The 25,473-nt window shown below is 72.4% G+C and carries 29 protein-coding genes; 18 read left to right on the top strand and 11 right to left on the bottom strand.

Going from position 1 to position 25,473, the window contains the following annotated elements:
- Nucleotides 1-7 precede the first annotated feature (7 nt).
- Together ABD140_RS05650 and ABD140_RS05645 are read right to left on the bottom strand one after the other, a co-directional pair.
- Nucleotides 8-790 carry a 2-keto-4-pentenoate hydratase gene (locus tag ABD140_RS05650; protein ID WP_344237449.1) on the bottom strand — a complete coding sequence of 261 codons (783 nt, stop codon included), beginning with the start codon at nt 788-790 and terminating at the stop codon, nt 8-10.
- A 69-nt stretch (nt 791-859) separates the two neighbouring features.
- Nucleotides 860-1,765, bottom strand: a complete 906-nt coding sequence (locus tag ABD140_RS05645; protein ID WP_344237447.1) for an SDR family oxidoreductase — start codon at nt 1,763-1,765, stop codon at nt 860-862.
- Nucleotides 1,766-1,856: 91 nt separating this feature from the next.
- On the opposite strand from ABD140_RS05645, the gene ABD140_RS05640 reads away from it, so the two are divergent.
- Genes ABD140_RS05640 through ABD140_RS05625 form a run of 4 tightly spaced genes read left to right on the top strand, consistent with a single transcriptional unit; the run spans nt 1,857 to nt 5,120 of the window.
- Entirely contained in the window at nt 1,857-2,609 is a 753-nt protein-coding gene (locus tag ABD140_RS05640) for an enoyl-CoA hydratase family protein (protein ID WP_344237445.1), read from the top strand.
- On the top strand, nt 2,606-3,358 hold the full coding sequence (locus ABD140_RS05635; protein ID WP_344237443.1) for a CoA transferase subunit A: 753 nt from the start codon (nt 2,606-2,608) through the stop codon (nt 3,356-3,358). Before ABD140_RS05640 ends, ABD140_RS05635 begins: the two co-directional genes overlap by 4 nt.
- A complete protein-coding gene (locus tag ABD140_RS05630; RefSeq protein WP_344237441.1) occupies nt 3,355-4,080 on the top strand; it encodes a CoA-transferase subunit beta in 726 nt (241 codons plus the stop codon). Before ABD140_RS05635 ends, ABD140_RS05630 begins: the two co-directional genes overlap by 4 nt.
- Nucleotides 4,077-5,120 (top strand): NAD(P)H-dependent flavin oxidoreductase, encoded by a 1,044-nt coding sequence (locus tag ABD140_RS05625; protein ID WP_344237439.1) that lies wholly within the window; start codon nt 4,077-4,079, stop codon nt 5,118-5,120. The genes ABD140_RS05630 and ABD140_RS05625 overlap by 4 nt, the downstream gene beginning before the upstream one ends.
- Before the next feature lie 56 nt (nt 5,121-5,176).
- Here ABD140_RS05625 and ABD140_RS05620 read toward each other — a convergent pair whose 3' ends face one another.
- Together ABD140_RS05620 and ABD140_RS05615 are read right to left on the bottom strand one after the other, a co-directional pair.
- Nucleotides 5,177-6,073 (bottom strand): RNA polymerase sigma-70 factor, encoded by an 897-nt coding sequence (locus ABD140_RS05620; RefSeq protein WP_344237437.1) that lies wholly within the window; start codon nt 6,071-6,073, stop codon nt 5,177-5,179.
- 35 nt (nt 6,074-6,108) lie between these two features.
- Nucleotides 6,109-7,320, bottom strand: coding sequence for an NAD(P)/FAD-dependent oxidoreductase (locus tag ABD140_RS05615; protein WP_344237435.1), 1,212 nt, complete (start codon nt 7,318-7,320; stop codon nt 6,109-6,111).
- Nucleotides 7,321-7,508: 188 nt separating this feature from the next.
- Here ABD140_RS05615 and ABD140_RS05610 point away from each other — a divergent pair, with 188 nt between their 5' ends.
- The 5 genes from ABD140_RS05610 (at nt 7,509) to ABD140_RS05590 (ending at nt 11,424) form a co-directional block, all read left to right on the top strand.
- Nucleotides 7,509-8,045: a nuclear transport factor 2 family protein gene (locus tag ABD140_RS05610; RefSeq protein WP_344237433.1), complete on the top strand. Its 537-nt coding sequence runs from the start codon at nt 7,509-7,511 to the stop codon at nt 8,043-8,045.
- Complete coding sequence (locus ABD140_RS05605) at nt 8,042-8,902, top strand: TIGR03619 family F420-dependent LLM class oxidoreductase (RefSeq protein ID WP_344237431.1); 861 nt, start codon at nt 8,042-8,044, stop codon at nt 8,900-8,902. Before ABD140_RS05610 ends, ABD140_RS05605 begins: the two co-directional genes overlap by 4 nt.
- Nucleotides 8,903-9,231: 329 nt before the next feature.
- Nucleotides 9,232-10,416, top strand: coding sequence for a cytochrome P450 (locus ABD140_RS05600; RefSeq protein ID WP_344237429.1), 1,185 nt, complete (start codon nt 9,232-9,234; stop codon nt 10,414-10,416).
- Entirely contained in the window at nt 10,413-10,610 is a 198-nt protein-coding gene (locus tag ABD140_RS05595) for a ferredoxin (RefSeq protein ID WP_344237427.1), read from the top strand. The genes ABD140_RS05600 and ABD140_RS05595 overlap by 4 nt, the downstream gene beginning before the upstream one ends.
- Nucleotides 10,611-10,716: 106 nt before the next feature.
- Nucleotides 10,717-11,424, top strand: a complete 708-nt coding sequence (locus ABD140_RS05590; RefSeq protein WP_344237425.1) for a polysaccharide deacetylase family protein — start codon at nt 10,717-10,719, stop codon at nt 11,422-11,424.
- Between the two features lie 24 nt (nt 11,425-11,448).
- Here ABD140_RS05590 and ABD140_RS05585 read toward each other — a convergent pair whose 3' ends face one another.
- Nucleotides 11,449-12,261: an alpha/beta fold hydrolase gene (locus ABD140_RS05585; RefSeq protein ID WP_344237423.1), complete on the bottom strand. Its 813-nt coding sequence runs from the start codon at nt 12,259-12,261 to the stop codon at nt 11,449-11,451.
- Between the two features lie 54 nt (nt 12,262-12,315).
- Between ABD140_RS05585 and ABD140_RS05580 the strand changes: the two genes are divergently transcribed.
- Together ABD140_RS05580 and ABD140_RS05575 are read left to right on the top strand one after the other, a co-directional pair.
- Nucleotides 12,316-12,879, top strand: coding sequence for a TetR/AcrR family transcriptional regulator (locus tag ABD140_RS05580; protein WP_344237421.1), 564 nt, complete (start codon nt 12,316-12,318; stop codon nt 12,877-12,879).
- On the top strand, nt 12,876-13,796 hold the full coding sequence (locus ABD140_RS05575; RefSeq protein WP_344237419.1) for an aminoglycoside phosphotransferase family protein: 921 nt from the start codon (nt 12,876-12,878) through the stop codon (nt 13,794-13,796). Before ABD140_RS05580 ends, ABD140_RS05575 begins: the two co-directional genes overlap by 4 nt.
- A 119-nt stretch (nt 13,797-13,915) precedes the next feature.
- On the opposite strand, the gene ABD140_RS05570 is transcribed toward ABD140_RS05575, so the two are convergent.
- On the bottom strand, nt 13,916-14,266 hold the full coding sequence (locus tag ABD140_RS05570) for a winged helix-turn-helix transcriptional regulator (protein WP_344237417.1): 351 nt from the start codon (nt 14,264-14,266) through the stop codon (nt 13,916-13,918).
- A gap of 45 nt (nt 14,267-14,311) precedes the next feature.
- On the opposite strand from ABD140_RS05570, the gene ABD140_RS05565 reads away from it, so the two are divergent.
- The 3 genes from ABD140_RS05565 to ABD140_RS05555 all read left to right on the top strand — a co-directional run bounded on the left by ABD140_RS05565 (nt 14,312) and on the right by ABD140_RS05555 (nt 16,126).
- Nucleotides 14,312-15,199: an NAD(P)-dependent oxidoreductase gene (locus tag ABD140_RS05565; protein ID WP_344237415.1), complete on the top strand. Its 888-nt coding sequence runs from the start codon at nt 14,312-14,314 to the stop codon at nt 15,197-15,199.
- An 88-nt stretch (nt 15,200-15,287) separates the two neighbouring features.
- Complete coding sequence (locus tag ABD140_RS05560; protein WP_344237413.1) at nt 15,288-15,449, top strand: hypothetical protein; 162 nt, start codon at nt 15,288-15,290, stop codon at nt 15,447-15,449.
- 125 nt (nt 15,450-15,574) lie between these two features.
- Nucleotides 15,575-16,126: a signal peptidase II gene (locus ABD140_RS05555; RefSeq protein WP_344237411.1), complete on the top strand. Its 552-nt coding sequence runs from the start codon at nt 15,575-15,577 to the stop codon at nt 16,124-16,126.
- Nucleotides 16,127-16,216: 90 nt separating this feature from the next.
- Here ABD140_RS05555 and ABD140_RS05550 read toward each other — a convergent pair whose 3' ends face one another.
- The 3 genes from ABD140_RS05550 to ABD140_RS05540 are packed head-to-tail and all read right to left on the bottom strand — an operon-like array spanning nt 16,217 to nt 19,215.
- A complete protein-coding gene (locus ABD140_RS05550) occupies nt 16,217-17,371 on the bottom strand; it encodes an acetyl-CoA C-acetyltransferase (RefSeq protein WP_344237409.1) in 1,155 nt (384 codons plus the stop codon).
- Nucleotides 17,372-17,411: 40 nt separating this feature from the next.
- Nucleotides 17,412-18,029, bottom strand: a complete 618-nt coding sequence (locus ABD140_RS05545) for a TetR-type transcription factor C-terminal domain-containing protein (RefSeq protein WP_344237407.1) — start codon at nt 18,027-18,029, stop codon at nt 17,412-17,414.
- Nucleotides 18,030-18,039: 10 nt separating this feature from the next.
- On the bottom strand, nt 18,040-19,215 hold the full coding sequence (locus ABD140_RS05540; protein WP_344237405.1) for an acyl-CoA dehydrogenase family protein: 1,176 nt from the start codon (nt 19,213-19,215) through the stop codon (nt 18,040-18,042).
- Nucleotides 19,216-19,349: 134 nt separating this feature from the next.
- Between ABD140_RS05540 and ABD140_RS05535 the strand changes: the two genes are divergently transcribed.
- The 4 genes from ABD140_RS05535 (at nt 19,350) to ABD140_RS05520 (ending at nt 24,111) form a co-directional block, all read left to right on the top strand.
- A complete protein-coding gene (locus tag ABD140_RS05535; RefSeq protein ID WP_344237403.1) occupies nt 19,350-20,822 on the top strand; it encodes a FadD3 family acyl-CoA ligase in 1,473 nt (490 codons plus the stop codon).
- Nucleotides 20,823-20,853: 31 nt separating this feature from the next.
- Nucleotides 20,854-21,873 carry an acyl-CoA dehydrogenase family protein gene (locus ABD140_RS05530; protein ID WP_344237401.1) on the top strand — a complete coding sequence of 340 codons (1,020 nt, stop codon included), beginning with the start codon at nt 20,854-20,856 and terminating at the stop codon, nt 21,871-21,873.
- A gap of 115 nt (nt 21,874-21,988) precedes the next feature.
- On the top strand, nt 21,989-23,422 hold the full coding sequence (purB, locus tag ABD140_RS05525) for an adenylosuccinate lyase (protein WP_344237400.1): 1,434 nt from the start codon (nt 21,989-21,991) through the stop codon (nt 23,420-23,422).
- Between the two features lie 59 nt (nt 23,423-23,481).
- A complete protein-coding gene (locus tag ABD140_RS05520; protein WP_344237399.1) occupies nt 23,482-24,111 on the top strand; it encodes a TetR/AcrR family transcriptional regulator in 630 nt (209 codons plus the stop codon).
- A gap of 110 nt (nt 24,112-24,221) precedes the next feature.
- Here ABD140_RS05520 and ABD140_RS05515 read toward each other — a convergent pair whose 3' ends face one another.
- Both ABD140_RS05515 and ABD140_RS05510 read right to left on the bottom strand, forming a co-directional pair.
- Entirely contained in the window at nt 24,222-24,857 is a 636-nt protein-coding gene (locus ABD140_RS05515) for a hypothetical protein (protein WP_344237397.1), read from the bottom strand.
- Nucleotides 24,854-25,381 carry a SigE family RNA polymerase sigma factor gene (locus tag ABD140_RS05510; RefSeq protein ID WP_344237395.1) on the bottom strand — a complete coding sequence of 176 codons (528 nt, stop codon included), beginning with the start codon at nt 25,379-25,381 and terminating at the stop codon, nt 24,854-24,856. The genes ABD140_RS05515 and ABD140_RS05510 overlap by 4 nt, the downstream gene beginning before the upstream one ends.
- Nucleotides 25,382-25,473: the final 92 nt, after the last annotated feature.

The raw sequence follows: 25,473 nt of genomic DNA, 5'->3' as shown, positions 1-25,473 counted from the left end.
TCACCCCTTACTGGAAGGTGAGAGAGACGGAGCCGAGGCCGGTGAACTCGGCGGTGAAGGTCTGACCCGCGGCGACGTCGATCGCCCGGGTGCAGGAGCCGGGCAGGATGACGTGGCCGGCGTTGAGGCGCACTCCGAAGGAGGCGACCTTGCGGGCCAGCCAGGCCACGGCGGTGACGGGGTTGCCCAGGACCGCGTCGGAGCGGCCGGAGACGACGAACTCCCCGTCGCAGGTGAGCGTCGCGTCGATGTTCTTCAGGTCGAGGCCGGCCGGGGAGACGCCCTCGCCGATGACGTACCCGGCGGAGGAGGCGTTGTCGGCGATGGTGTCGGCCAGCTTGATCTTCCAGTCGCGGATGCGGCTGTCGATGAGCTCCAGGGACGGCACGACCCGCTCGGTGGCCTCGAGCACGTCCTCCTCGGTGCAGTCCTCGCCGGGGAGGTCCTTGCCGAGCACGAACCCGACCTCGACCTCCACCCGGGGGTAGCAGTAGCGGGCGATCTCGACGGGCACGTCCTGGCGCAGCGCCATGTCGTCGAGGAGGTGCCCGTAGTCGGGTTCGTCGACGCCCATCATCCGCTGCATGGCCTCAGACGAAAGGCCCACCTTGTGGCCGTGGATGACGGCGCCCGCGTCGAGCTTGCGTGTGATGTTGAGGAGCTGGATCTCGTAGGCGTCGACCGCGTCGATGGCCGGGAAGGCCTCGGTCAACGGGGCCATCGGGGCCCGCTCCAGCTCGGCGGTGTACAGCAGGTCGGCTGCCGCTCGCCGGTCGTCCTGGGTCAGCATGACCAAGACGGTACGTACCGGCGAGCGGAAACCGCCGTACCTCATCCCGCTGGATGGGAGTAGATCGGTCTAAGCACCGTAAACAGGCTCAGGAGTGGCGGATTTGGCCAGAAGATCCCGGACGACGGGGTCGATGTCGGCGGGGTCCCAGCGCTCGCCCTTGTCGACCGTCGGGCCGTGGCGGAAGCCCTCCATGATGGTGATCTTGCCGCCCTCGAGCTCGAAGACGCGGCCGGTGACGTCCGCCGAGAGCGGGGAGCCCAGCCACACCACGGTCGGGGAGACGTTCTCCGGCGCCATGGCGTCGAACTCGTTCTCGCCGGGGGCGGCCATCGTCGCGGCGAAGACCTCCTCGGTCATGCGGGTGCGGGCGGCGGGCGCGATCGCGTTGACGGTGACGCCGTAGCGGCCGAGCTCGGCCGAGGCCACCAGGGTCAGGCCGACGATGCCTGCCTTGGCCGCGGAGTAGTTGCCCTGGCCGACGCTGCCCAGCAGGCCCGCGCCGGAGGAGGTGTTGATGATCCGCGCATCGGGCTGCCGACCCGCCTTGGACTCGGCGCGCCAGTGCTGCCCGGCGTACTTCAGGGGCAGGAAGTGGCCCTTGAGGTGGACGCGCATGACGGCGTCCCACTCGTCCTCACCCTGGTTGATCAGCATGCGGTCGCGCAGGAAGCCCGCGTTGTTGACCAGGACGTCCAGCCGTCCGAAGGTGTCCAGGGCCAGCTGGACCAGGGCCTTGGCGCCCTCGTCGGAGGCGATGTCGTGCGGGCTGGCCACGGCCTCGCCGCCCAGCGCCTTGATCTCGGCGACGACCTCGTCCGCGGGGCCCGAGGCCACCTCGCCGCTGCCGTCGCGGCTGACGCCGAGGTCGTTGACGACGACCTTGGCGCCCTGGCGGGCGAACTCCAGGGCGTGGGCGCGGCCGAGGCCGCGGCCTGCTCCGGTGACGATGACCACGCGGTCCTTGCAGATCATGGGTGACTCCGTCCAGTGGGATCGGGCGTGGCGGTCAGGGGGCCCGCCTGCTACGTTCTAACAAATGTTAGATTGAGACCGAAGGTAGCTTATGGGAATCCTCACCACCACGAAGGGGCAGGACGGGATCGCCGAGATCGTCGTCGACGCCCCGCCCGTCAACGCCCTGACCGTCCAGGGGTGGTTCGACCTGGCCGACGCCGTCACCGCGGCGGGCCGCGACCCCGAGGTCCGCGTGGTCGTGCTGCGTTCCGAAGGCCGCGGGTTCAACGCCGGCGTCGACATCAAGGAGATGCAGCGCACCGAGGGCTTCGACGCCCTTCTCGGCGCCAACCGCGGATGCCACGCGGCGTTCAAGGCCGTCTACGAGTGCGAGGTCCCGGTCATCGCGGCCGTGCACGGCTTCTGCCTCGGCGGCGGCATCGGCCTGGTCGGCAACGCCGACGTCATCGTCGCCTCCGACGACGCCACCTTCGGTCTCCCCGAGGTCAAGCAGGGCGCGCTCGGCGCGGCCACCCACCTGGCCCGCCTGGTGCCCCAGCACCTGATGCGCGCCATGGTCTACACGACCCAGACGGCCACCGCCGCCCAGCTGCACGCGTTCGGCTCCGTCCACGCGGTCGTGCCGCGCGAGGAGCTGCGCGCCAAGGCGCTGGAGGTCGCCGGCGGCATCGCGGCCATGGACGGGTTCGTCATCCGCCGCGCCAAGGAGTGCCTGAACGGCATCGACCCCGTCGACGTCAACCGCTCCTACCGCTTCGAGCAGGGCTTCACCTTCGAACTCAATCTTCAGGGCGCCGGCGACCGGCACCGCGACGCGTTCGTGGAGGGCAAGGGCAAATGAGCAAGGTCATCTCAGTCGAGGAGATCGTCGGGAGCGTCGAGAGCGGCATGACGCTCGGCATCGGCGGATGGGGCTCGCGGCGCAAGCCGATGGCCCTCGTCGAGGCGCTGTGCAAGACCGACGTGAGCGATCTGACCGTCGTGGCCTACGGCGGGCCGGACGTCGGCATGCTGTGCGCGGCCGGCAAGGTCAAGCGGGTCGTCGCGCCGTTCGTCACGCTCGACTCCATCGCGCTGGAGCCGTACTTCCGCAAGGCGCGGCAGAGCGGCTCCATCGAGTTCACCGAGTACGACGAGGGCATGTTCATGTTCGGCCTGTACGCGGCCGCACACCGCCTGCCCTTCCTGCCGACCCCCGTCGGCATCGGCTCGGACGTGCTCAAGTACGCGCCGCAGCTCAAGACGATCACCGACCCGTACGGTGACGAGGAGCTCGTCGCGGTGCCCGCGCTGGGGCTCGACGTGGCGTTCGTGCACATGAACCGCGCCGACGCCCGCGGCAACGGCCAGTACCTGGGCATGGACCCCTACATGGACGACCTGTTCGTCAAGGCCGCGACCCGCGCGTACGTCTCCTGCGAGCAGCTCGTCGAGCGCTTCGAGGGCCACCCCTCCACGCTGCTGGTCAGCCGCATGCACACCGCCGGCGTGGTGGAAGTGCCCGGCGGCGCCGGATTCACCGAATGCCTCCCGGACTACCCCCGTGACGAGGCCCGCCAGAAGTCCTACGTCGAGGAGGCCGGAAAGTGACAGTGACCCGAGCCGAGATCTGCGTCACCGCCTGCGCCGACGCCTGGCGCGGCGACGGGGAGATCCTCGCCGCCGCCATGGGCACCTGCTCGGTCCTGGGCGCCCGCCTGGCCCGCTCGACGTTCGAGCCGGACCTCCTCACCACCGACGGCGGCCCGCTGCTGACGGCCGAGCCGATCCCGTTCGGCGCCAAGGCCGGCGACGTCGAGGGCTGGATGCCCTTCCGCGACCACCTGTGGCTGGTCCTCAACGGCCGCCGCCACGTCATGATGGGCGCCTCCCAGATCGACATGTACGGCAACACGAACATCTCGTGCGTCGGCGAGTGGGCGCAGCCCAAGTCGCAGCTGCTGGGCGTCCGCGGCGCGCCGGGCAACACCCGCTGCAACCCGACGTCGTACTGGATCTCCAAGCACTCCCCCCGCGTGTTCAGCGGGAAGGTCGACATGATCTCGGGCCTGGGCTGGAACAACGGCGCCCACGAGATCCGCCGCGTCATCACCGACCTGTGCGTCCTGGACTTCGAGACCGAGGACCGCCGGATGCGGCTGCGCTCCCTGCACCCGGGCGTCTCGGTCGAGACCGTCGTGGAGCAGACCGGCTTCGAGCTCGTCATCCCCGACGAGGTCCCCGAGTCCCGCACGCCGACCGACGAGGAGCTGAAGGTCCTGCGCGAGGTCCTGGACCCGCGCGGCCTGCGGGACCGCGAGGTCAGGTCATGATCCGCACCCCGCTGACCGAGCTGGTCGGGGTCCGCCATCCCGTCGTGCAGACGGGCATGGGCTGGGTCGCCGGTCCCAAGCTCGTCTCGGCGGTCGCCAACGCGGGCGGTCTGGGCATCCTGGCCTCGGCGACGATGACGCTGAAGCAGCTCGAGGACGCCATCCACGAGGTGAAGGAGCGCACCGAGGCGCCCTTCGGCGTGAACCTGCGGGCCGACGCCACCGACGCCAAGGACCGCATCGACCTCATGATCCGCGAGGGCGTGAAGGTCGCGTCGTTCGCGCTGGCGCCCAAGCAGGAGCTCATCGCCAGGCTCAAGGACGCCGGGCTCGTGGTGATCCCCTCGGTCGGCGCGCGCCGCCACGCCGAGAAGGTCGCCGCGTGGGGCGCGGACGCCGTCCTGGTGCAGGGCGGCGAGGGCGGCGGCCACACCGGCGCCGTCGCCACGACCGTCCTGCTCCCCCAGGTCGTCGACGCCGTGGACATCCCCGTCATCGCGGCGGGCGGCTTCTACGACGGGCGCGGCCTGGCCGCCGCCCTCATGTACGGGGCCGCGGGCGTCGCCATGGGCACCCGCTTCCTCCTGACGGCCGACAGCTCCGTGCCGGACGCCGTCAAGCAGGTGTACCTGGGCAAGAACGACACCCTGGTCACCCGCCAGGTCGACGGCATGCCCCACCGCGTCCTGCAGAGCGAGCTGGTGACCGAGCTGGAGTCGACCAACGCCGTCTCCCGCACCGCCCGCGCCCTGCGCAACGCCGCGCGCTTCAAGAAGATCTCCGGCCAGTCCTGGAAGACCATGATCCAGGACGGTCTGGCGATGAAGCACGGCAAGGACCTCACCTGGTCCCAGATCCTCATGGCGGCCAACACCCCCATGCTGCTCAAGGCGGCCATGGTCGACGGCCGCCCCGACCTCGGCGTCATGGCCTCCGGCCAGGTCGTCGCCCTCATCGACTCCCTGCCCACCTGCGGAGAGCTGATCGAGAGCATCGTCACCCAGGCCGAGAAGCAGATCCGCGGCATCGACCTGCAGTAGTCGCACCGCGACGCGAAGGGCCCGCCTCGGCGGGCCCTTCGTCGTCCCTCGGGACCTCAGCGCAGCGCGAGCGGCGTCTCGGCCGCGATACGGGAGAGTTTCTCCGGGTTCCGCACGAAGTACAGACCGGTGATCCGGTCGTCCTCGAGCCGCACCGCCACGACCCCGTCGAACTCCCCGTCCAGATGGACGAGGAGGGCCGGATTGCCGTTGACCACGGCGGGATCGAAGGCGAACGCGTTCCCGGTCCTGCCGACCCCGCCGATGAGGAGGCGCGCCACCTTGCCGGCGCCGACGATCGGCCGCAGGGCCGCCTGCTTGACGCCGCCGCCGTCGCCCATGTAGACGACCTCGGGGGCGAGCACGTCGAGAAGCCCCTGCAGGTCCCCGGTCTCCAGCGCGCGCTGGAACGACTCCAGGGCCGCCCGGGTCTCCCCGGCCGAGACCGCCCGGCGCGGACGGCGGGCGTCGACGTGCTGACGGGCGCGGTAGGCGATCTGGCGGACCGCCGCGGGGCTCCTGTCGACGGCCGCCGCGATCTCCTCGTAGTCGACGTCGAAGACCTCGCGCAGCACGAAGACGGCGCGCTCCACCGGCGCCAGCGTCTCCAGGACGAGGATCAGCGCCATCGACAGGCTCTCGGCGAGCTCGACGTCCTGGGCCGCGTCCGGCGCGGTGAGCAGCGGCTCGGGCAGCCAGGGGCCGACGTACGCCTCCTTGCGGCGGCTCAGCGTGCGCAGCCGGTTGAGCGCCTGGCGGGTCGTGATCCGGACGAGGTAGGCGCGCTCGTCGCCCACCTGCGCCAGATCGACCTTCGTCCAGCGCAGCCAGGTCTCCTGGAGGACGTCCTCGGCGTCGGCCGCCGAGCCGAGCATCTCGTAGGCGACGGTGAAGAGCAGGTTGCGGTGGGTGATGAAGGCGTCGGTCGCCGGGTCGGCGGGGGGCTCGTTCATCTCTGGGCACCTTTCACTGGGATCCGTCGCCCGGGTCAGGCCCGGACCGCCTGCTCGGCGGGGACCGCGGCCTCACCGCGACCGGCCTCCAGCAGCATCCGCCGGCGGGCGCTTCCCGGGATGCGGTGCAGACGGTACGCGCCGGGCTTGCGCGCCTCGTCGGCCAGGTGCCCGACGATGCCCTTGCACACGGTCTCCTTGATCCTGGCGCCCAGGCGCCCGTCGATGTTGAACCACACCGCGACGTCGGACCGGTCGGCGAACTGGAAGATGCCGGTGCGCCGGCCCAGGCTGATGCACTGGGCGGTGAACGACTGGCGGAGGGTCTCGGGCCGCTCGCCCGCGATCCGGCTGAGCACCGTGTCGGCGGCCCGCGCGCCCAGCGGCATCGCGGCCTGGCAGCTCATCCGCGGCGGCAGGCCCGACGGCGCCGCCGAGTCCCCGGCCGCGACGACGCGCCCGTCGTCCACGCTGGTCAGCGTCTCGTCCGTGAGCAGGCGGCCCAGGGCGTCGGTGCTCAGACCGCTGCGCGCGGCCAGGTCCGGCACGCCGAATCCGGCGGTCCAGATCGTCACCCGGCTCGGCAGCTCGCGGCCGTCGCCGAGCCGCACGGCGTCGCGGGTCACCTCCACCACCTTCGCGCCCTCGCCTTCGAGCACGGCCACTCCGAGCTCGGCCAGCCGCGCGGCCACCGAACGACGGCCGCGCGCGTGCAGGTACGGGCCGAGCTCCCCGCCGCAGACCAGGGTCACGGCGCGGCCGGCCTCCGCCAGCTCGGCGGCGGTCTCGATACCGGACGGACCGGCTCCGACGACGGTCACCGCGGCCGACGCGGGCGTGGTGTCGAGGACCTGCCGCAGTCGCCGCGCCTCCTCCAGGGAGGCGATCGGGTGGGCGAACTCGGCGGCTCCGGGCACGCTCGGGTCGGCGCTGCCGCTGCCCGCGGCGTAGACCAGGTAGTCGTAGCCGACCGTGCCGCCCGACGCCAGCGCCACGCCGCGCCCGGCCGCGTCGATCCGCGTCGCGGTGTCGACCGTCAGCCGGACGCCCTCGGCCAGGACGTCGCGGTAGGCGACGACCGCGTCGTCGGTCCCGCCCACCAGCTGGTGCAGGCGGACGCGGTGGACGAAGGACGGCCGCGGGTTGATCAGCGTCACGGTCACGTCGTCGCGCCGGGTCAGGCGGTTGGCCGCCATGACGCCGGCGTATCCGCCGCCGATCACGACCACTTCGATGTTCTCGGCCATGGTGCCTCCCTCGTTTCAAGCGGTTCGAGCACAGGACACCGCTCGGCCGGTCCCCGTAACGGCATGTGAGGCAGAACACCCGGCGAAGGGGCTCCAGGCGGACCGTTCCGGCCAATGGGATCGCGCCGCCTGTGGCGTACGGCACTGCCTAGCCTGCGCGAAAGAGCAGCGGGGTGAGGGGGAGGAACTTGGCGCAGCGGCGTTCGGAGTGGTCGGACCGGCAGGAGATCCACGAGGTCGTCCTGCGGTACTGCCGGGGCATCGACCGGGTCGACATGGACCTGGTGCGTTCGGCGTACCATCCCGGGGCGATCGACCACCACACCGGGTTCACGGGGACCGTGGAGGAGTACCTGGCCTGGGTCGAGCCGCTGCTGCGGGCCCGCGCCCGGACCGGCGGGACCATGCACGTCGTGGGCAACCACCTGGTGGAGCTGCACGGGGACGAGGCGGTCTCGGAGACGTACGGGACCTCCGTGCACTGGGGCGAACCGGCGCACAGCGCCCGCGCCAACTTCACCAGCGGGGTGCGCTTCGTCGACCACATGACCTACCGGGACGGGCGCTGGGCCATCTCCGAGCGCTGGGCCGTCCGCGAGTGGACCAGGTCCGACGCCGGGCGCTTCATGCCCAAGGAGGGCGACGGCCCCGCGGGACGGCGGGACGGCCAGGACCCCCTCACCCTGCTCCAGCAGAGCATCACCTCTCGGAAGGCGCACTCGTGAAGGTCGGTATCAGTTCCCCCATCGTCGCCCTCTCCGGCAACCGCCCCGAGTGGGAGGAACACGCCGGGGTACCCGAACTGGTCCAGGTCGCCCAGACCGCCGACCGGCTCGGTTACGACTTCATGACCTGCCCCGACCACGTCGCCGTGCCGCAGGGCGTCCCCCAGAAGGAACGCTTCTACGACCCGCTCGCCACGTTCTCCTTTCTCGCGGGCCAGACCGAACGGCTGCGCTTCCTGCCGTACGTGCTGGTCCTGCCGCTCTACCACCCGCTCGAACTGGCCAAGCGCTTCGGCACCCTCGACTTCCTCAGCAACGGGCGGCTGATCTTCGGCCTGGGCGTGGGCAGCGTGCCCGCCGAGTTCGACATGCTCGGCAAGCCCTTCGAGGACCGCGGAGCCCGCGCCGACGACGCCCTGCGCGCCCTCCGCGCGAGCCTGTCCACCCGTGTCGCCTCCTACGACGGCCCCTTCTACTCGTTCAAGGACGTCGTGGTCGACCCGCATGCCGTCCAGTCCAAGGTCCCGCTGTGGATCGGCGGCCACAGCGGACGCGCCCTGCGCCGCGCGACCACCCTCGCCGACGGCTGGGCCCCGGCCCCCCAGTCGTTCCGCGGGCCGGGCCCGGAGAAGATGCGCGAGATGCTCGACTCCGTGGAGCTCCCCCCGGACTTCAGCGTGGTCTTCACCCCCGGCCACCGCGTCGACGCCCTGAAGGCCCCCGACCGGGTCGCCGAGCTCCTCGAGACCGCCGCCGCCGCGGGCGGCACCCACATCAACCTCACCGTGAGGCACGAGTCCCTCGCCCACTACCTGGAGCAGCTCGAGGCCTTCGCCGAGATCGCCTTCTCCGCGTAGGAGCCCTCCCGCCCCCGCTTCGCGCCGCCGGACCGGGGGCGCCTTCCATCCGCCGGCCGGGCGATGGCGGAGCCCGGCGGCCACCTGCTCGACGGGGTGACGATGGGGGCCGGGGCCGACAGGTCGACCGGCGCGAAATTCTCTCCGCGGCCCCCTGGGGCTTCGCCGGGTTCCGCATCCGGCCACCGGCGGCGTCCCGTCCGGACCGGGACCTGGGGCGGGCTCCGTCCATGGGCGGTTTCGATATGAAATTCTCACCTTTGATCACTGGATGACCGGAGGTCACCGCCTTACCTTCTGAGGGACTTTCTTCCTGGAAGGCGGGCAAGGTGGAAAAACTGGAAGTGCCGGAGATGCCCTGGACGCGGGAGGACGCGTTCCATCCGCCGGCCGGACTGGCGGGGTTGCGCGCGGGGCCGCCCGCGCGTGTCCGGCTGCCCAGCGGGCAGACCGCCTGGCTGGTCGCCCGGCACGCCGACGCGCGGGCGCTGCTGAGCGATCCGCGGCTGAGCTCCGATGAGACCCGGCCGCACTATCCGCAGCTCATCCCCGTGCCCCCGGCCACGGGGACGCTGTCGTTCCTGCGCATGGACGACCCCGACCACGGACGGCTGCGCAGGCTGCTGACCACGGAGTTCACGGTGCGGCGCATCAACGCGATGCGACCGGGCATCGAGCGGACCGTGGCGGAGTCCCTCGACGCGATGGTCGAGAAGGGACCACCCGCCGACCTCGTCCGCGACTTCGCGCTGCCGATCCCCTCCCAGGTGATCTGCCAGCTCCTGGGCGTGCCGTACGACGACCACGAGTTCTTCCAGGACCGCAGCGCGAAGATCCTGGAGACGAACGCGCCGCTCGAGGAGGGCGCCCGGGCGATGGGCGAGCTCACCGACTACCTCGCCTCCCTGGTCGACGCCAAGGTCCGCGAGCCCGGTGACGACCTGCTGGGACGGGTCGCCCCCGGCATCGCCGAAGGGCGGCTGACCCGGGACGAACTGGTCTTCATGGCGGGCCTGCTGCTCATCGCCGGGCACGAGACCACCGCCAACATGATCGCGCTCGGCACCCTGACGCTGCTGGTCACCGGGGAGTGGGCGGCGCTGTGCGCCGATCCCGCGCGCGTCGGCGCCACCACCGAGGAACTGCTGAGGCATCTGACGGTCGTGCAGTTCGGGCTGGTGCGCACGCTGCTGGAACCCGTCACCGTCGACGGGGTGACGATGGAGGCCGGCGACGGCGTCGTCATCTCGCTCACCGCCGCCAACCGGGACGGCGCCCACTTCCCCGACCCGGACGCCTTCGACCCCGACCGGGCGCAGGGCCACCACGTGGCGTTCGGATTCGGCATGCACCAATGCCTGGGCGCGGCGCTGGCACGGCTGGAGATGGACGTCGTCTTCACCGCCCTGGCCGCCCGCCTCCCCGGCCTGCGCCTCGCGGTCCCGGTCGAGGACGTCCCCTTCCGCCACGACCAGTTCGTCTACGGCCTCGACGCCCTGCCCGTCGCGTGGTGAGGCTGCGCGCGGACCTGGACCGCTGCCGCGGCGCGGGCCAGTGCGTCTTCACCGCCCCCGACCTGTTCGACCAGGACGACGCCGCGGGCCTCGTCGTCGTCCTGGACCCCGCCCCCGGCCCCGACCGGCAGCCCCTGGCCGCCCGCGCCGCGGACGCCTGCCCCAACCGCGCCCTCACCCTGTCCCCCGACTGATGCGATACGAGCACCGCGAACCGGGAACACCGATATAACGGGCTTGTCGGCTATTGATCGTTACGCGGTGAGGCTTCGCCGGAGGAAGCGCCGCAGAGGAGTCACCATGCGCATGAAGGCCGTGAGCGCCGCCATCCTGGGGATCGCGACATGGCTCTCGCTCTGCGCCCCGGCCGCGGCCGCCGCCCCGGCGCAGAAGCGGGTGAACTGCGCCCGAGTGAAATGCGTGGCGCTGACCTTCGACGACGGCCCCTCCGCCGGCACCGCCCGGCTGCTCACGGCGCTCCGGCGGAGCGGGGCGCGGGCGACGTTCTTCGTCGTCGGCGACCAGGCCCGCGCCCGACCCGGCCTGGTCGCCCGCGCCCACGCCGAGGGCCACGAGATCGGCGACCACACCGAGCACCACCCGCAGCTGACCGGCCTGCCGTCCGGCCGGATCCACCAGGAGATCGACGGCACCCGCCGGACCATCGCCCGGCTGACCGGCGCCCGCCCCGTCCTCCTGCGCCCGCCGTACGGCGCCACCGACGGCCGGGTCGCCGCCCAGGCCCGGCGCCTCGGCCTCGCCCAGGTCCTCTGGGACGTCGACACCCTCGACTGGCGCGACCGCGACCACGCGGTCGTCGCCCGCCGCGCCGTCCGCGGCCTGCACCGCGGCGCGATCATCCTCATGCACGACAGCCGACCCACCACCGTCGCCGCGGTCCCCGCCGTCCTGCGCGCCGCCCGCGCCAAGGGCTACGCCCTCGTCACCGTCTCCGAACTCCTCGGCTCCACCAGCCCCGGCAAGGTCTACCGCAGCGGACGGCGCTGAGCTCCGGTCGGACGTCAGCGGACGTCAGCCGGCACCGGCCTCGGGCATCGCCGTGGCGGCCCTCGGCGCCGCCGCCGGCAACCCTGTGCCCGCCGGGCGGACCGGCGGTGCGGCGCGCTGGTCGAGGGACGCCGCGCCGTCCAGGACGAGGCGGGCGATCTGGGTGGTCTCGATGAGGGTGGCGACGTGGCCGCGCCGGGGCAGGAGCGTCAGCCGCGCGTCGCGGCAGGCGTGGAGGAACTCGCGTTCGTCGGCGCGGAAAGGGTCCCGCTCGCCGTTGACGAACCATACGGGGCCGTCGTAGGCGGCCAGCGGAGCCGGTGGCCGCAGTGCCTCCACCGCGGCCACCGCCTGGGGCATGACCTCGCAGGACAGGCCGCCCGCGAGGACGTCGTCGGCGAGGGGCGCGGGCAGCGTGCGGCGGAATCCGGCGACGCTGAGGCGGTCGGCCCAGCGGGAGTGCCGGGCCGCCAGGCCCGCGGCCGACCGGGAGCAGGCGGCGGCCAGGCCCCGGGGGCGCAGCGTGCAGCCCATCGCGACCAGGCCGGCGACACGCTCGGGATGGCGTGCCGCGGTGGCGATGCCGGTGTAGCCGCCCAGGGACAGGCCGGCGACCAGCGCCCGGCCGCCGAGCTCATCGATCACCCCGGCGACGGCGTCGGCCGCCGCGTCCATGGTGAACGGCTCGCCGCGGCGCCGTCCGTGGCCGGGCAGGTCGGGGGTGCGGACCGGGCGGTGCGGGGCGACGGCCGCGGCGACCTGGCGCCACATGGTGCCGCTCAGCCGGATGCCGTGCAGGAGGACGACGGGCAGCCGCCCGTCCGTTCGGGTGCTCATGCACACGACCGTACCCCGAAACGCAACGCAACGTTGCGTTGCTATAGTGGCGGGGTGAATCCGGGACCACGCCGCGCCGCGGCCATCTTCCAGGCGACCTTGGAGCTGCTGGCCGAGCACGGCTACGAACGCCTCACCGTGGAGGGCGTCGCCGAGCGCGCGGGCGTCAACAAGACGACGATCTACCGCTGGTGGCCGTCCAAGGCGGCGCTGCTCGGCGCGGCGCTCACCTGCGGCGCGCCGCTCGACCTCACCGCGCCCGACACCGGCACCCTGCAGGGCGACCTGACGGAACTCGTCCGCTCCCTGGTGCGGCTGCTGACCCTCCCGCCCGCCTCCGACATCGCCGTGGCGGCCCTCGGCGCCGCCGCCGGCAACCCCGAGCTCGCCGGGCACACCCGGGGGTTCTTCGCCGACCGGCTGGCGCGCGAGCTCCCCGTCTTCGAACGCGCCGCCGCCCGAGGCGAGCTCTCCCCGGACGCCGACCCGATGCTGCTGATGGACCTGCTGGCGGGAGCCGTCTGGGCCCGCGCGGTCTTCCGCGGCCTCCCGATCGAGGACGACTTCCCCGAACACGCCGTGTCGACCGTCCTCCACGGCATTGCGAGGCGACGATGACCATGGATTTCCCGCAGAACGTCGCCCAGGTCTGGGGCGACGCCGGCACCCGGTGGCTGGCGGACCTGCCCTCCGTCCTGGACGCCGTGGCACGCGACTGGGGCTTGACGGTGCAGGAGCCGTACGAGCTGTCCTACCACTACGTCACCCGGGTGACCTGCGAGGACGGCACACCGGCCGTGCTCAAGCTGGGCGTCCCGAGCGGCACCTCACTCGCCGAGGAGGCACCCGCGCTCGCCGCGTTCGACGGGCGCGGAGCCGTCCGCCTGCTGCGGACCGACCTCGCCCGCGGCGCCCTGCTCCTGGAACGCGTCTCCCCCGGCGACCGCCTGCGCGACCTGGTGCCCGCCCGGGACGCCGAGGCGACGTCGGCGCTGGTCTCCGTCATGCGCCTCCTGCACGTCCCCCCGCCGCCCGGCTGCCCGATCCCCGACGCCCTCGCCCAGGCCACGGCGTTCGACGACTACGCGGCGGCCCACGGCGAGAACGGCCCGCTGCCCCTGGACCTCGTCGTCCACGCGGGCGGCCTGATGCGGGAGCTGTGCGCCTCGACGCCCGAGCCCGTCGTCCTCCACGGCGACCTGCACCACGACAACGTCCTGCGCGCGGCCCGCGAGCCGTGGCTGGCGATCGACCCGCACGGCCTGGTCGGCGACCCCTGCTACGACGCCGGAACCCTGCTGCACAACCCGGACCCCGACGACCGCGACGAGGCCCTGACCGCGCTCGTCCCGGCCCGCGTCGAGCAGCTCGCCGACGAACTGGCCGTCCCCGTGGACCGCGTCACGGCCTGGGGCTTCGTCAAGGCCGTCATGTCCGACGTGTGGACGGCCGAGGACTGGACGCCCGGCGCCCCCTGGTCCCCCGCCAGCCGCGCCCTCGACGTCGCCCGCCTCCTCCTCCCCCGCCTGCCGTGACCCCCTGACGGCCCGTACCCACTTTTTTGTGGGTACTTGGCAGCGGCCGGGCGCGGAGGCGAACCTTGTCCCAGGCGGAAGGACCCGCCCGGCGCGGAAGGGGAAGGAGGAACACCGCGTCAGGAGGCGGGCTGCTCCGCGGCGAGCCTCTCCAGGCGGCGGTGCCCCCAGTCGGAAAGGGGGGCCAGCGTCTCGGAGAGCTCACGGCCGAACTCCGTCAGGGAGTACTCGGTCTTCAGCGGCAGGACGTCGTGCACCTCGCGGTGCACCAGACCGTCCGCCTCCATCTCGCGGAGCGCCTGCGTCAGGACCTTCTCGGTGAGGCCAGGCAGCCCCCGCCGCAGTTCGCCGGGGCGCCGGGGCCCGGACTCCAGCAGCCAGAGCAGGGCCGTCTTCCATTTGCCGTCGATCACCGCGATCGCGGCGGTCACCCCGCAGACGTTCAGGTCGCGGGCGCGGCTGCGCGTCATCTTCCCCCCACTCGCCACTGATCATTACTTCGAGGGAGTCACCCTATGTCTACCCATTCCGCCCAGCCTGCCGTCACCGTGCTCGGACTGGGACCGATGGGCCGCGCCCTGGCCGGTGCGTTCCTGGACGCCGGGACACCCACCACGGTCTGGAACCGGACGCCGGGCAGGGACCGGGAACTGGTCGCCCGGGGAGCGGCCGGCGCGGGATCGGCCGAGGAGGCGGCCGCCGCGAGCGGGCTGGTCGTGGTCTGCGTGGTGGACTACGACGCGGTGGACTCCGTCCTGCGGCGTGACGCGGTCGCCGGCGCGCTCAAGGGCCGCACGGTCGTGAACCTGACCGCCGACACCCCCGGCCGGGCCCGCGACACCGCCGCCTGGGCCGCCGAGCACGGCGTCCGCTACCTCGACGGCGCGATCATGACGCCGACCACGACCATCGGGACCCCCCACGCGGTGTTCCTCCACAGCGGCCCGGAAGGGCTCTACCGGGAGCACCTTCCGGTCCTGGAGGCGCTGGGCGGTGTGCACACCCATCTGGGCGAGGAGATCGGCCGGGCGGCGGCGCACGACATCGCGCTGCTCGACGTCTTCTGGACCTCGATGGCCGGGTACGCGCACGCCCTCGCGATGGCGCGGGCCGAGGGCGTCTCCCCCCGGGAGCTGGCGCCGTTCGCCAGGGGCATCGCCGAGATCCTCCCGCCGATCTTCGAAGAGATCGCGGAGGAGGCGGCGAACGGCGTCTTCCCCGGGGACGGCAACCCGATCACCTCGGCGGCCTCCTCCATGGCGCACATCGTCCACGCCTCCGAGGCCCACGGCATCGACGCGAGCGTGATGCGCGCCGTCGAGGGCCTGACCCGCCGTGCCATCGGCCTCGGCCACGGCGCGGACGGTTTCGGCCGCGTCGCCGACCTCCTGAGCCGCCGCTGAGTCCCGCCCGCCCCGTGCGGCGCATGGGACGGGCGGGGCTGGGTAGGCGCTTTGATAGGGATGGTCCTGATTCACGGGGGGAGCTGACATGGGAGAACGACGACGAGAAGAGTCCGAGAATCGTGAAAAGGGCGCGAGCGGGGAGTCCTCGGCCGAACGGCGGGAGCCCCAGGAGGCCTCGGAACTCCCGGAGGAGGAGCGGCGGGGCCGGCACGACCCCGAGGACTTCAGCCCCGACGACTTCGAGTGATCGTCGGCACCGGCATGCCCTGATCCCGCCCTCCGCCCGGCTCGCGCGGCCCGGACACGGCGCTTCCCGTCGGCGGAGTCCACCGATCGGACTAATCTCAGTGGTTTCGGTGCAAGAAGCTGCGGATGGTGGGATCAGGAATGCCGGACGGACAGAGCACGCGGGAGACCGGACGGGGAACGCGGCGTTATCTGTGGATGCTCGCCCTGGCCGCGGCGGTCCTCCTGGTGGACCAGTCCTCCAAGTACTGGGCGGTCTCGGCCCTGGGGGACGGCGAGCGCATCACGGTGATCCCGCAGCTGATCCAGCTCCGGCTCACCTACAACGCCGGCGCCGCCTTCTCCATCGGCTCCGGCGCCACCTGGATCTTCGCCCTGACGGCGGCCGTCACGGTCGCCGTCATCCTCTTCATGGGCCGCCGCCTGCGCACCGCCTCCTGGACCGTCGTCCTGGGCGCCCTCCTGGGCGGCGCCTTCTCCCACCTGCTCGACCGCCTCTTCCGCGACCCCGGCTTCGCCCGCGGCCACGTCGTCGACTTCATCGACTACGGCCCCTTCGTCGGCAACATCGCCGACATAGCCCTCTTCGGCAGCTGCGCCCTGCTCCTCCTCCTCAACCTCCGCGGCATCCCCTTCGAAGAGGACCCCGACCCGGACCCCGCCCCCGAACCCGCGTGACCCGTGCGCCGCGGCCTCCCGCGGCCGGCCGGGAAAAGGAAGAGGAGGCAGTCCCCGCGCCAGGACTGCCTCCTCTCGTCGGGGGGAGCGTCAGAGGCGCTCGAGGATGGTGACGTTGGCCTGGCCGCCGCCTTCGCACATGGTCTGGAGGCCGTAGCGGCCGCCGGTGCGCTCGAGGTGGTGCAGGAGGGTGGTCATGAGGCGGGCACCGGTGGCGCCGAGGGGGTGGCCGAGGGCGATGGCGCCGCCGTTGGGGTTGGTCTTGGCGGGGTCGTAGCCGGTGTCCTTCAGCCAGGCCAGGACGACGGAGGCGAACGCCTCGTTGATCTCGACGGCGTCGATCTGGTCCATGGTCATGCCGGTCTTCTTCATCGCGTACGCGGTGGCCGGGATGGGGGCCGACAGCATGCGGATGGGGTCCTCGCCGCGGGCGCTGATGTGGTGGATGCGGGCGCGCGGGGTGAGGCCGTGGGTGCGGACCGCCTCCTCGGAGGCGATCAGCAGGGCGGCGGAGCCGTCGGAGATCTGGGAGGAGACCGCGGCGGTCAGGCGGCCGCCCTCGACCAGGGTCTTCAGGCCCCGCATCTTCTCCAGGGTGGTGTCGCGGCGCGGGCACTCGTCCTGGGCCAGGCCCTCGACCTCGATGGTCTCGCGGGCGAAGTGGCCGTTGTCGATGGCGTGGATGGCCTTCTGGTGGGAGTTGTAGGAGAAGTCCTCCATCTCCTCGCGGGAGATGTCCCACTGCGCGGCGATCATCTCGGCGCCGTTGAACTGGGAGACCTCGCCGTCGCCGTAGCGGGCGACCCAGCCCTTGGAGCCGACGAACGGGCCCTGGGTGAAGCCGAGGGGCTCGCCCGCGAGCATCGCGTAGGAGATCGGGATCTGCGACATGTTCTGCACGCCGCCCGCGACCACGAGGTCGGACGTGCCCGAGAGCACGGCCTGGGCGGCGAAGTGCACGGCCTGCTGGGACGAGCCGCACTGGCGGTCCACGGTCACGCCCGGGACCTCCTCGGGCAGGCCGGCGGCCAGCCACGCGGTGCGGGCGATGTCGCCGGCCTGCGGGCCGACGTTGTCGACGCAGCCGAACACGACGTCCTCGACCGCGGACGGGTCGACGCCGGTGCGCTCCATCAGCGCCTTCAGCGCGTACGCGCCGAGGTCCGCCGGGTGCACGCCCGACAGGGAGCCGCCGCGGCGGCCCACGGGGGTACGGACGGCGTCGACGATGTAGGCCTCTGCCATGGGGGTCTCCTTAACGACTCACGACAAACGAAACGATAGGTCAGTCCGCCTGCAGTCCTTCGAGGACCATGGCGAGGTACTGGCGGGCGATCTCCTCGGCGTCGAACTTCCCGTCCGGCCGGTACCAGGTGGCGGCCACCCAGACGGTGTCCCGGATGAAGCGGTAGATCAGCCCGGTGTTGAGGTCGGCTCGGAAGGCGCCTTCGGCCACGCCCTGTTCCAGAACGCCCTTCCAGGTCCTCTCGAAGCGTTCCTGGGAGGCGGTCAGGTACTGGAAGCGCTCGGCCTGCGCCAGGTATCGGGACTCGTTCTGGTAGATGACGACGGCGGCGCGGTGCTTCTCGATGCTCCGGAACGAGGAGTGCACCAGCGCCCGCAGGGTCTGCGGGGCGTCCAGACCGGAGGAGAGGACCTCCTCGTAGTCCGCCCACATCTCGCCCAGGAACGTCGAGAGGATCTCGTCGACCATCGACTCCTTGGAGTCGAAATGGTAATAGAGGCTGCCGCCGAGGATCCCGGCGGCCTCCGCTGCCTCCCGGACGGTGGTGGCGGCGTAGCCGCGGTCGGCGAAGACCCCGGCGATCGCGGAGAGCAGCTCGGCCCTCCGCGACGCCCGGGTCGCCGCCGTGCCCTCGGCGTCGCGCCGTCGTGCGCACATGGACCCGCCCCTACGGCCGTGCTTCGCGCGGGAGGCCCAGCACCCGTTCGGAGATGATGTTGCGCTGGATCTCGTTGGAGCCGGCGTAGATGGTGTCGGAGCGGGAGAACAGGAACAGCCGCTGCCAGTCGTCGAGGTCGTAGGGCTCGCCCTGGGCGAGCATCCCGGCGGCGCCGAGCACCTCCATGGCGATCTCGCCGAGGTCGCGGTGCCAGGTGCCCCAGACCAGCTTGGAGATGGACGACTCGGGGCCGGGGGCGCCGGCGGCGACGCCCTCCATGATCCGGACGGCGTTGAGGCGCATCGCCTCGAGCTCGATGTAGGAGCGGGTGAGCCGGTCGCGCAGCAGCGGGTCGTCGATCGCGCCGGTCTTGCGGGCCAGCTCGGCGACGCCCTCGAACTCGCGGCGGAAGCCGACCTGCTGGCCGAGGGTGGCGACGCCCCGCTCGAAGCCGAGGGTGGCCATCGCGATCTTCCAGCCCTCGCCGGGCGCGCCGACGATGTGGGCGGCGTCGGTGACGGCGTCGTCGAAGAAGACCTCGTTGAACTCGCTGGTGCCGGTGATCTGGATGATCGGCCGGATCTCCACCCCGTCCTGCTTCATGGGGACCAGCAGGTACGACAGCCCGTGGTGGCGGGAGGAGCCGGGCTCGGTGCGGCAGACCACGAAGCACCAGTCGGACTCCAGCGCCAGCGACGTCCAGACCTTCTGCCCGGAGACCTTCCACACGTCGCCGTCGAGGACGGCGCGGGTCTGCACGTTGGCCAGGTCCGAGCCGGCGTTGGGCTCGGAGTAGCCCTGGCACCACAGCTCGGTGGCGGCGACGATCGGCGGCAGGAAGCGCTTCTTCTGCTCCTCGGTGCCGAAGGCGATGATGGTCGGCCCGAGGAGGTTCTCGCCGATGTGGTTGACCCGCGCGGGGCCGTCGGCCAGCGCGTACTCCTCGTGGAAGATGACCTGCTGCTCCACGGTGGCGCCGCGGCCGCCGTGCTCGACGGGCCAGCCGACGCACGTCCAGCCGTGGGCGGCCATGTGGCGCTCCCACTCGGCCCTGATCTCGAAGGCCTCGTGTTCGCGTCCGGGACCGCCCAGGCCCTTGGCGTGTGCGAACTCACCGTTCAGGTTCTCGGCGAGCCAGGCGCGCACCTCGGCGCGGAAGGCCTTGTCCTCAGGGCTTTCTTTCATGCCGGGGACTCTACCAAACAGTTGTTAGAATAAGTGAGCGGTACTCCCTCTCAGTGAGATCGGGCACGGCAGACCCGCACCCCACCGGCAGGATGAGAATCCCCCGTCCCCGCCCGCTAAGGAGAGAAGACCGGATGGCCCCGAACACGCTCCCGGCGCTCGTCGAGTACGCCGCCGCCACCTTCGGCGACCGTGACGCCCTGGTGGAGGGCGACGTCCGCTGGACCTTCGCCGACCTCGCCGCCGAGGTCCGCCGCGCCGCTCACGCCGCCGTCGCCCGCGGGATCCGGCCCGGTGACCGGGTCGGCGTCTGGGCGCCCAACAGCAGGCACTGGATCGTCCAGGCGCTGGGCCTGTCCATGGCCGGCGCGCAGCTCGTGCCGCTCAACACCCGCTACCGGGGCCCGGAGGCCGCCGACATCCTGCGCCGCAGCGGGGCCGTCGCGCTCTACACGGTCAAGGGCTTCCTCGGCGTCGACTACCCGGCGCTGCTGGCGGGCGAGGACCTGCCCGACCTGAAGTGGACGGTCCTGATCGACGAGGAGTTCGAGGCCGAGGAGACGGAGCTGCCCGTCGTCTCTCCGGACGACATCTCCGACATCATCTTCACCTCCGGCACCACCGGGCGGCCCAAGGGCGTGCTCACCGCCCACGGCCAGAACGTCCGCGTCTGCAGCGAGTGGGCGAAGAACGTGCAGCTGGAGCCGGGCGACCGCTACCTGCTGATCAACCCGTTCTTCCACACCTTCGGCTACAAGGCGGGCATCGTCGTCTGCCTGCTGAACGGCACCACGATGTACCCCGAGCCGGTCTTCGACCTCCGCCGGGCCATCGACGTGATCATCTCCGAGCGCATCACCGTGCTGGCCGGGCCGCCGACCATCTTCTTCTCGCTGCTGGAGCTGCCCGACCGCCCCGACCACGCCGTCCGCATCGGCGTCACCGGCGCCGCGAACGTGCCGGTCGACCTCATCCGCCGGATGCGCGACGAGCTGCGGATCCCCACCGTGGTCACCGCCTACGGGCAGACCGAGGCGTGCGGCTTCGTCTCGATGTGCCCGCCCGGCACCGACGCCGAGACCGTCGCGACCACCACCGGGCCCGCCTTCCCCGGCACCGAGATCCGCATCGACGACAAGACCGGCGAGATCCTCGTGCGCGGCTACAACGTCATGCAGGGCTACCTCGACGACCCGCAGGCCACCGCCGAGACCATCGACACCGACGGCTGGCTGCACACCGGCGACGTCGGCGTGCTCAACGAGCGCGGCTACCTGTCCATCACCGACCGGCTCAAGGACATGTTCCTCGTCGGCGGCTTCAACGCCTACCCCGCCGAGATCGAGGGCGTGCTCGTCACCCACCCGGCCGTCGTGGAGGCCGCCGTCATCGGCGTGCCCGACGAGCGGCTCGGCGAGGTCGGCGCCGCGTTCCTCACCACCCGCGCCCCCATCGACGACGCCGAGCTCACCGCCTGGCTGCGCGAGCGCCTGGCCAACTTCAAGGTCCCGCGGCACTTCCACGTCGTGGACTCCCTGCCGCGCAACCCCGGCGGCAAGGTCGTCAAGCCCGAGCTTCGCGCCATGGCGGCGCGGAAGCGTTCCTGAAAACCCGAGAAACCCCGACGGAGGACGTCCCATGACCCCTGAAGAGCAGGAAGAACTGCGCGCCACGGTGCGCTCGGCTCTGCAGCGAGACGACGCCGCCGCCATCCTGGCCGAGCAGCTCGGCGCGTTCGGCCTCGCCGTCCCCGAGGAGCACGGCGGGATCGGCTGCACCCTCGCGGACGCCCAGATCATCTGCGAGGAGCTGGGCCGCGCCGCCTCATCCGTGCCGTACCTGAGCTCGGCGATCCTGGTGCCGCAGGCGCTGCTGGCCGCCGGCGCCCACGACCGGCTGCCCGCGCTCGCCGAGGGCGCCGCCAAGGGCGCCCTGGCCTGGGCCGAGAACAACACCTGGGACCCGGCGGCGATCCGCGCCGAGGTCCGCGACGGCAGGCTGTACGGCACCAAGGAGTTCGTGCTGGACGGCGCGGAGGCCGACTTCTTCGTCGTCCCCGCCCTGCTGGACGGCTCCCTGGCCCTGTTCGAGGTCGCCGACGCCGCCGCGGCGTCCGTCGAGGCCCTCGTCCCCATGGACCAGACCCGCCCCCAGGCCCGCGTCACCTTCGACGGCGTCCCCGCGGCCCTGCTCAGCACCGACGGCGAGGCCGTCCTGGAGCGCCTCCTCGCGGTGGCCGCGGTCGCGCTGAGCGGCGAGCAGCTCGGCGGCGCCGAGCGCTGCCTGGAACTGACCCTGGAGTACGTCAAGACCCGCGAGCAGTTCGGCCGGGTCATCGGCTCCTTCCAGGCGATCAAGCACCGCCTCGCCGACATGTACGTCCTGGTGGAGGCGGCCCGCTCCCTCAGCCACGACGCCGCCCGCGCCCTGGCCGAGGACGCCCCGGACCTGGCCGAGCGCGCCGCCATGGCCCAGTCCTACTGCGCCGAGGCCTTCCAGACGTGCGCCGCCGAGACCATCCAGCTCCACGGCGGCATCGGCTTCACCTGGGAGCACGCCGCGCACCTGTACTTCAAGCGCGCCCACGGCTCCGCCCAGCTGTTCGGCACCCCCGCCTGGCACCGCGCCCGCCTGGCCCGCAAGGTCCTGGCGGCGTGAGCATCCGGGGGGCGACCCCCGGACCCCCGCGCGCGGACCGGCCGACCGCAGCGAAGCGAGGATCGGCCGGCCCGGGCTCAGGCGGGGCCCACCAGGCCGGATAGGATCGGGGAACGTGACTGTCAAGCCTCGCATCCCCAATGTCCTCGCCGGCCGGTACGCCTCGCCGGAGCTGGCCGCCCTCTGGTCGCCCGAGCAGAAAGTCGTGCTGGAGCGGCGGCTGTGGCTGGCCGTGCTGCGCGCCCAGGCGGCGCTCGGGATCGAGGTGCCCGAGGAGGCGCTCGCCGACTACGAGCGGGTGCTGGAGGACGTGGACCTCTACTCCATCGCGGAGCGGGAGAAGGTCACCCGGCACGACGTGAAGGCGCGGATCGAGGAGTTCAACGCGCTGGCCGGGCACGAGCACGTGCACAAGGGCATGACCTCCCGCGACCTGACCGAGAACGTCGAGCAGCTGCAGATCCGCCTCAGCCTGGAGCACGTGCGGGACCGGCTCGTGGCGGTGCTGGTGCGGCTGGCCTCCCTGGCCTCGCAGTACTCCGAGCTGGTCATGGCGGGGCGCTCGCACAACGTCGCGGCGCAGGCCACCACGCTCGGCAAGCGGTTCGCGGGCGCGGCCGACGAGATCCTCGTGGCGTTCGCGCGGATCGAGGAGCTCATCGCGCGCTACCCGCTGCGCGGCATCAAGGGCCCCGTCGGCACCTCCCAGGACATGCTGGACCTGCTCGGCGGCGACTCCGCCAAGCTCGCCGAGCTGGAGCAGCGGGTCAGCGAGCACCTCGGCTTCGGCAACGGCTTCACCAGCGTCGGCCAGGTCTACCCGCGCTCCCTGGACTACGACGTGGTCTCGGCGCTGGTGCAGGCGGCGGCGGGCCCCTCCTCGCTGGCCAAGACCATCCGGCTGATGGCCGGGCACGAGCTGGTCACCGAGGGCTTCAAGGAGGGCCAGGTCGGCTCCTCGGCGATGCCGCACAAGATGAACACCCGCTCCTGCGAGCGCGTCAACGGCTTCATGGTGATCCTGCGCGGCTACGCCTCGATGACGGCGGAGCTGGCGGGCGACCAGTGGAACGAGGGCGACGTCTCCTGCTCGGTGGTGCGCCGCGTCGCGCTGCCCGACGCGTTCTTCGCCGCGGACGGCCTGATCGAGACCTTCCTGACCGTCCTGGAGGAGTTCGGCGCGTTCCCCGCCGTCGTCTCCCGCGAGCTCGACCGCTACCTGCCGTTCCTGGCCACCACCAAGGTCCTCATGGCCGCCGTCAAGGCCGGCGTCGGCCGCGAGGAGGCGCACGAGGCCATCAAGGAGCACGCCGTGGCCTCGGCGCTGGCGATGCGCGAGCAGGGCGCCGCCGAGAACCAGCTGCTGGACCGGCTCGCCGCCGACCCCCGCCTCCCGCTCGACCGCGCCGCACTCGACGCCCTCATGGCCGACCGCCTGTCCTTCACCGGCGCCGCCGCCTCCCAGGTCTCCGCGGTCGTGGCCCGGGTCGACGATCTGGCCAAGCGCCACCCGGAGGCCGCGTCCTACGCCCCGGGCGCGATCCTGTAACCGGCGCTCCGGTTCGGCTGTCTTCCCACTTCTCCTACGGTTTCTGCCAGGATATGGGGATGGATTCCGGACCAAAGCTGCGGCGTTCCTACGGCGGCGCGAGCGCGGAGGTGCGGGTGGCCGAGCGCCGTGCCCGCCTCATGGAAGCCGGTCTCGACCTGCTGGGGACCGCCGGTCTGCACGGCACGACGGTCCGGGGGGTGATCGAGCGGGCCAGGCTCACCCCCCGGTACTTCTACGAGAGCTTCGCCGATCTCGACACCCTCGTCATCGAGGTCTACGACGCCGTCGTCGCCGAGCTGCGGGACGCCTCGGTCACCGCCCTGCTGGACGCGCCCAAGGACACCCGGGACCGGGTGCGGGCGGTGATCACCACCATCGTCGACCACTTCGGCGACGATCCGCGCAAGGGGAGGCTGGTGCTGGCCGAGGCGATGGCCAGCCCCGCCCTGATGCGGCGCAGGCTCGACACCTCCCACATGTTCACCGACCTGATGTCGGGGCGCGCCGCGGGCCACGAGGTCTCGCCCGAGCTGATGCTCGCCGCGCGGTTCATCGTCGGCGGCTTCGCCGAGACCCTCAACGCCTGGCTCCAGGGCGACCTGGAGAGCACCCGCGAGGCGCTCGTCGACGGCTGCACCACGCTGTTCATGGCCAATCTGGCCACGGCCCGGACGTCCCACCCCTGAACGTCCGGCGGGCGGCCCGTGCCGCCGAGGCCCACCACCTCGGCGGCACGGGCCGCCCGTCTCACGGATGCCGCGTCGGACCTAGCGACGCGTGAAGTGGATCCTGCTGATCATCGGACGCTCACCCCCTCCGCTATCCGCACCGACCACGCGAGGTCGACGTCCGCCGTCACGACATAGACCACCAGTCCCGGTTCCGACTGGAGCACCACATGGCGGCGCCCGACCTCGGTCCAGGTCACCGCCTCGCCTCGGGAGGCGGACGGCACCGACCGCCATCCGGCCGCCTTCGCGGTGTCGCGGTACTCGGACGCGATGCCCCCGAGCGTGACGTCGCCGCTGAACACGTAGACCCGGACGGGGTGCCGGTGCCCCTCCAGGCGCCGCACGGTCGTCCACACCTGGCGGTCCTCGCGGGGGTCGGACTGGACCCACCCCTCGTCGGCCGCCTGCGGAAACTCCTCGATGCGCACCCTGCCGTCGAGCTCCCGCGGCTCGGCGGCGGGCTCCGCGGCGACGGGAGGGTCGGCGGGCGGCCGGGGCAGGCCCGCCCCGGCCGTGATGGCGGCCGCCGTGGCCAGGGCGGCCAGGCCGATCGACCACTGGATCCGCGGCGAGCGCCACGGACGCCGCCCGTGCGCCCGCGCGGCGATCCGCTCGGCGAACCCGGCGGGCAGCGTCACGTCGAGGACCTCGTGGTCCACGCAGTCCCTGATCATCTCCGCGAGGCGTTCCTCAGGGGTCACGACCGCCTCCCGGCGTGTCCGGCGAGAGGCTCCTCGACCAGCTCCAGGGAGGTCCGCAGCGCCTTCATCGCACGATGGGCCTGGCTCTTGACCGTACCGACGGAGACGCCCATCAGCGCGGCGGTCTCGGCCTCGCTGAGGCCCTCCCAGTACCGCAGCACCACCACGGTGCGCTGCCCGGGGGACAGCCCCCGCAGCGCCCGGCGCACCGCGTCCCGCGTCACGTACTCGTCGAACGGCAGGTAGACGCCCTCGTCCTCGGTCCCCAGCCGCGCGATCACCGCGTTCCTGCGGTGGTCGCCGCGCCATCCGTCCTTGGCCGCGTTGACGATCGACCTGCGCACGTACCATTCCGGGTCTCCCCGGTGGGAGATCTTCGACCAGCGGGAGTAGGCGCGTTCCAGGACCGCCTGGAGGAGGTCCTCGGCCCGGTACCGGTCACCGGTGAGCGCGGTGGCGAACCGGAGCAGACCCGCCCCGCGTTCCCGCACGAACCTCGTGAAATCGGCCTCGGCCTCGTCCACGCGACCTCCTCCCGCCGCTCACACCCACTACACGTTCGCGGAGATCGGAAGGTTGTCATGAAAATCCCTCGGGAATCCTTCGCCCCAGGGGT

This window comes from Actinocorallia libanotica, assembly GCF_039525175.1.
In the GTDB taxonomy this organism is placed as follows: domain Bacteria; phylum Actinomycetota; class Actinomycetes; order Streptosporangiales; family Streptosporangiaceae; genus Actinocorallia; species Actinocorallia libanotica.
Note: the sequence above shows the minus strand (reverse complement) of the source record. Positions and strands in the feature narration are given on the sequence as shown.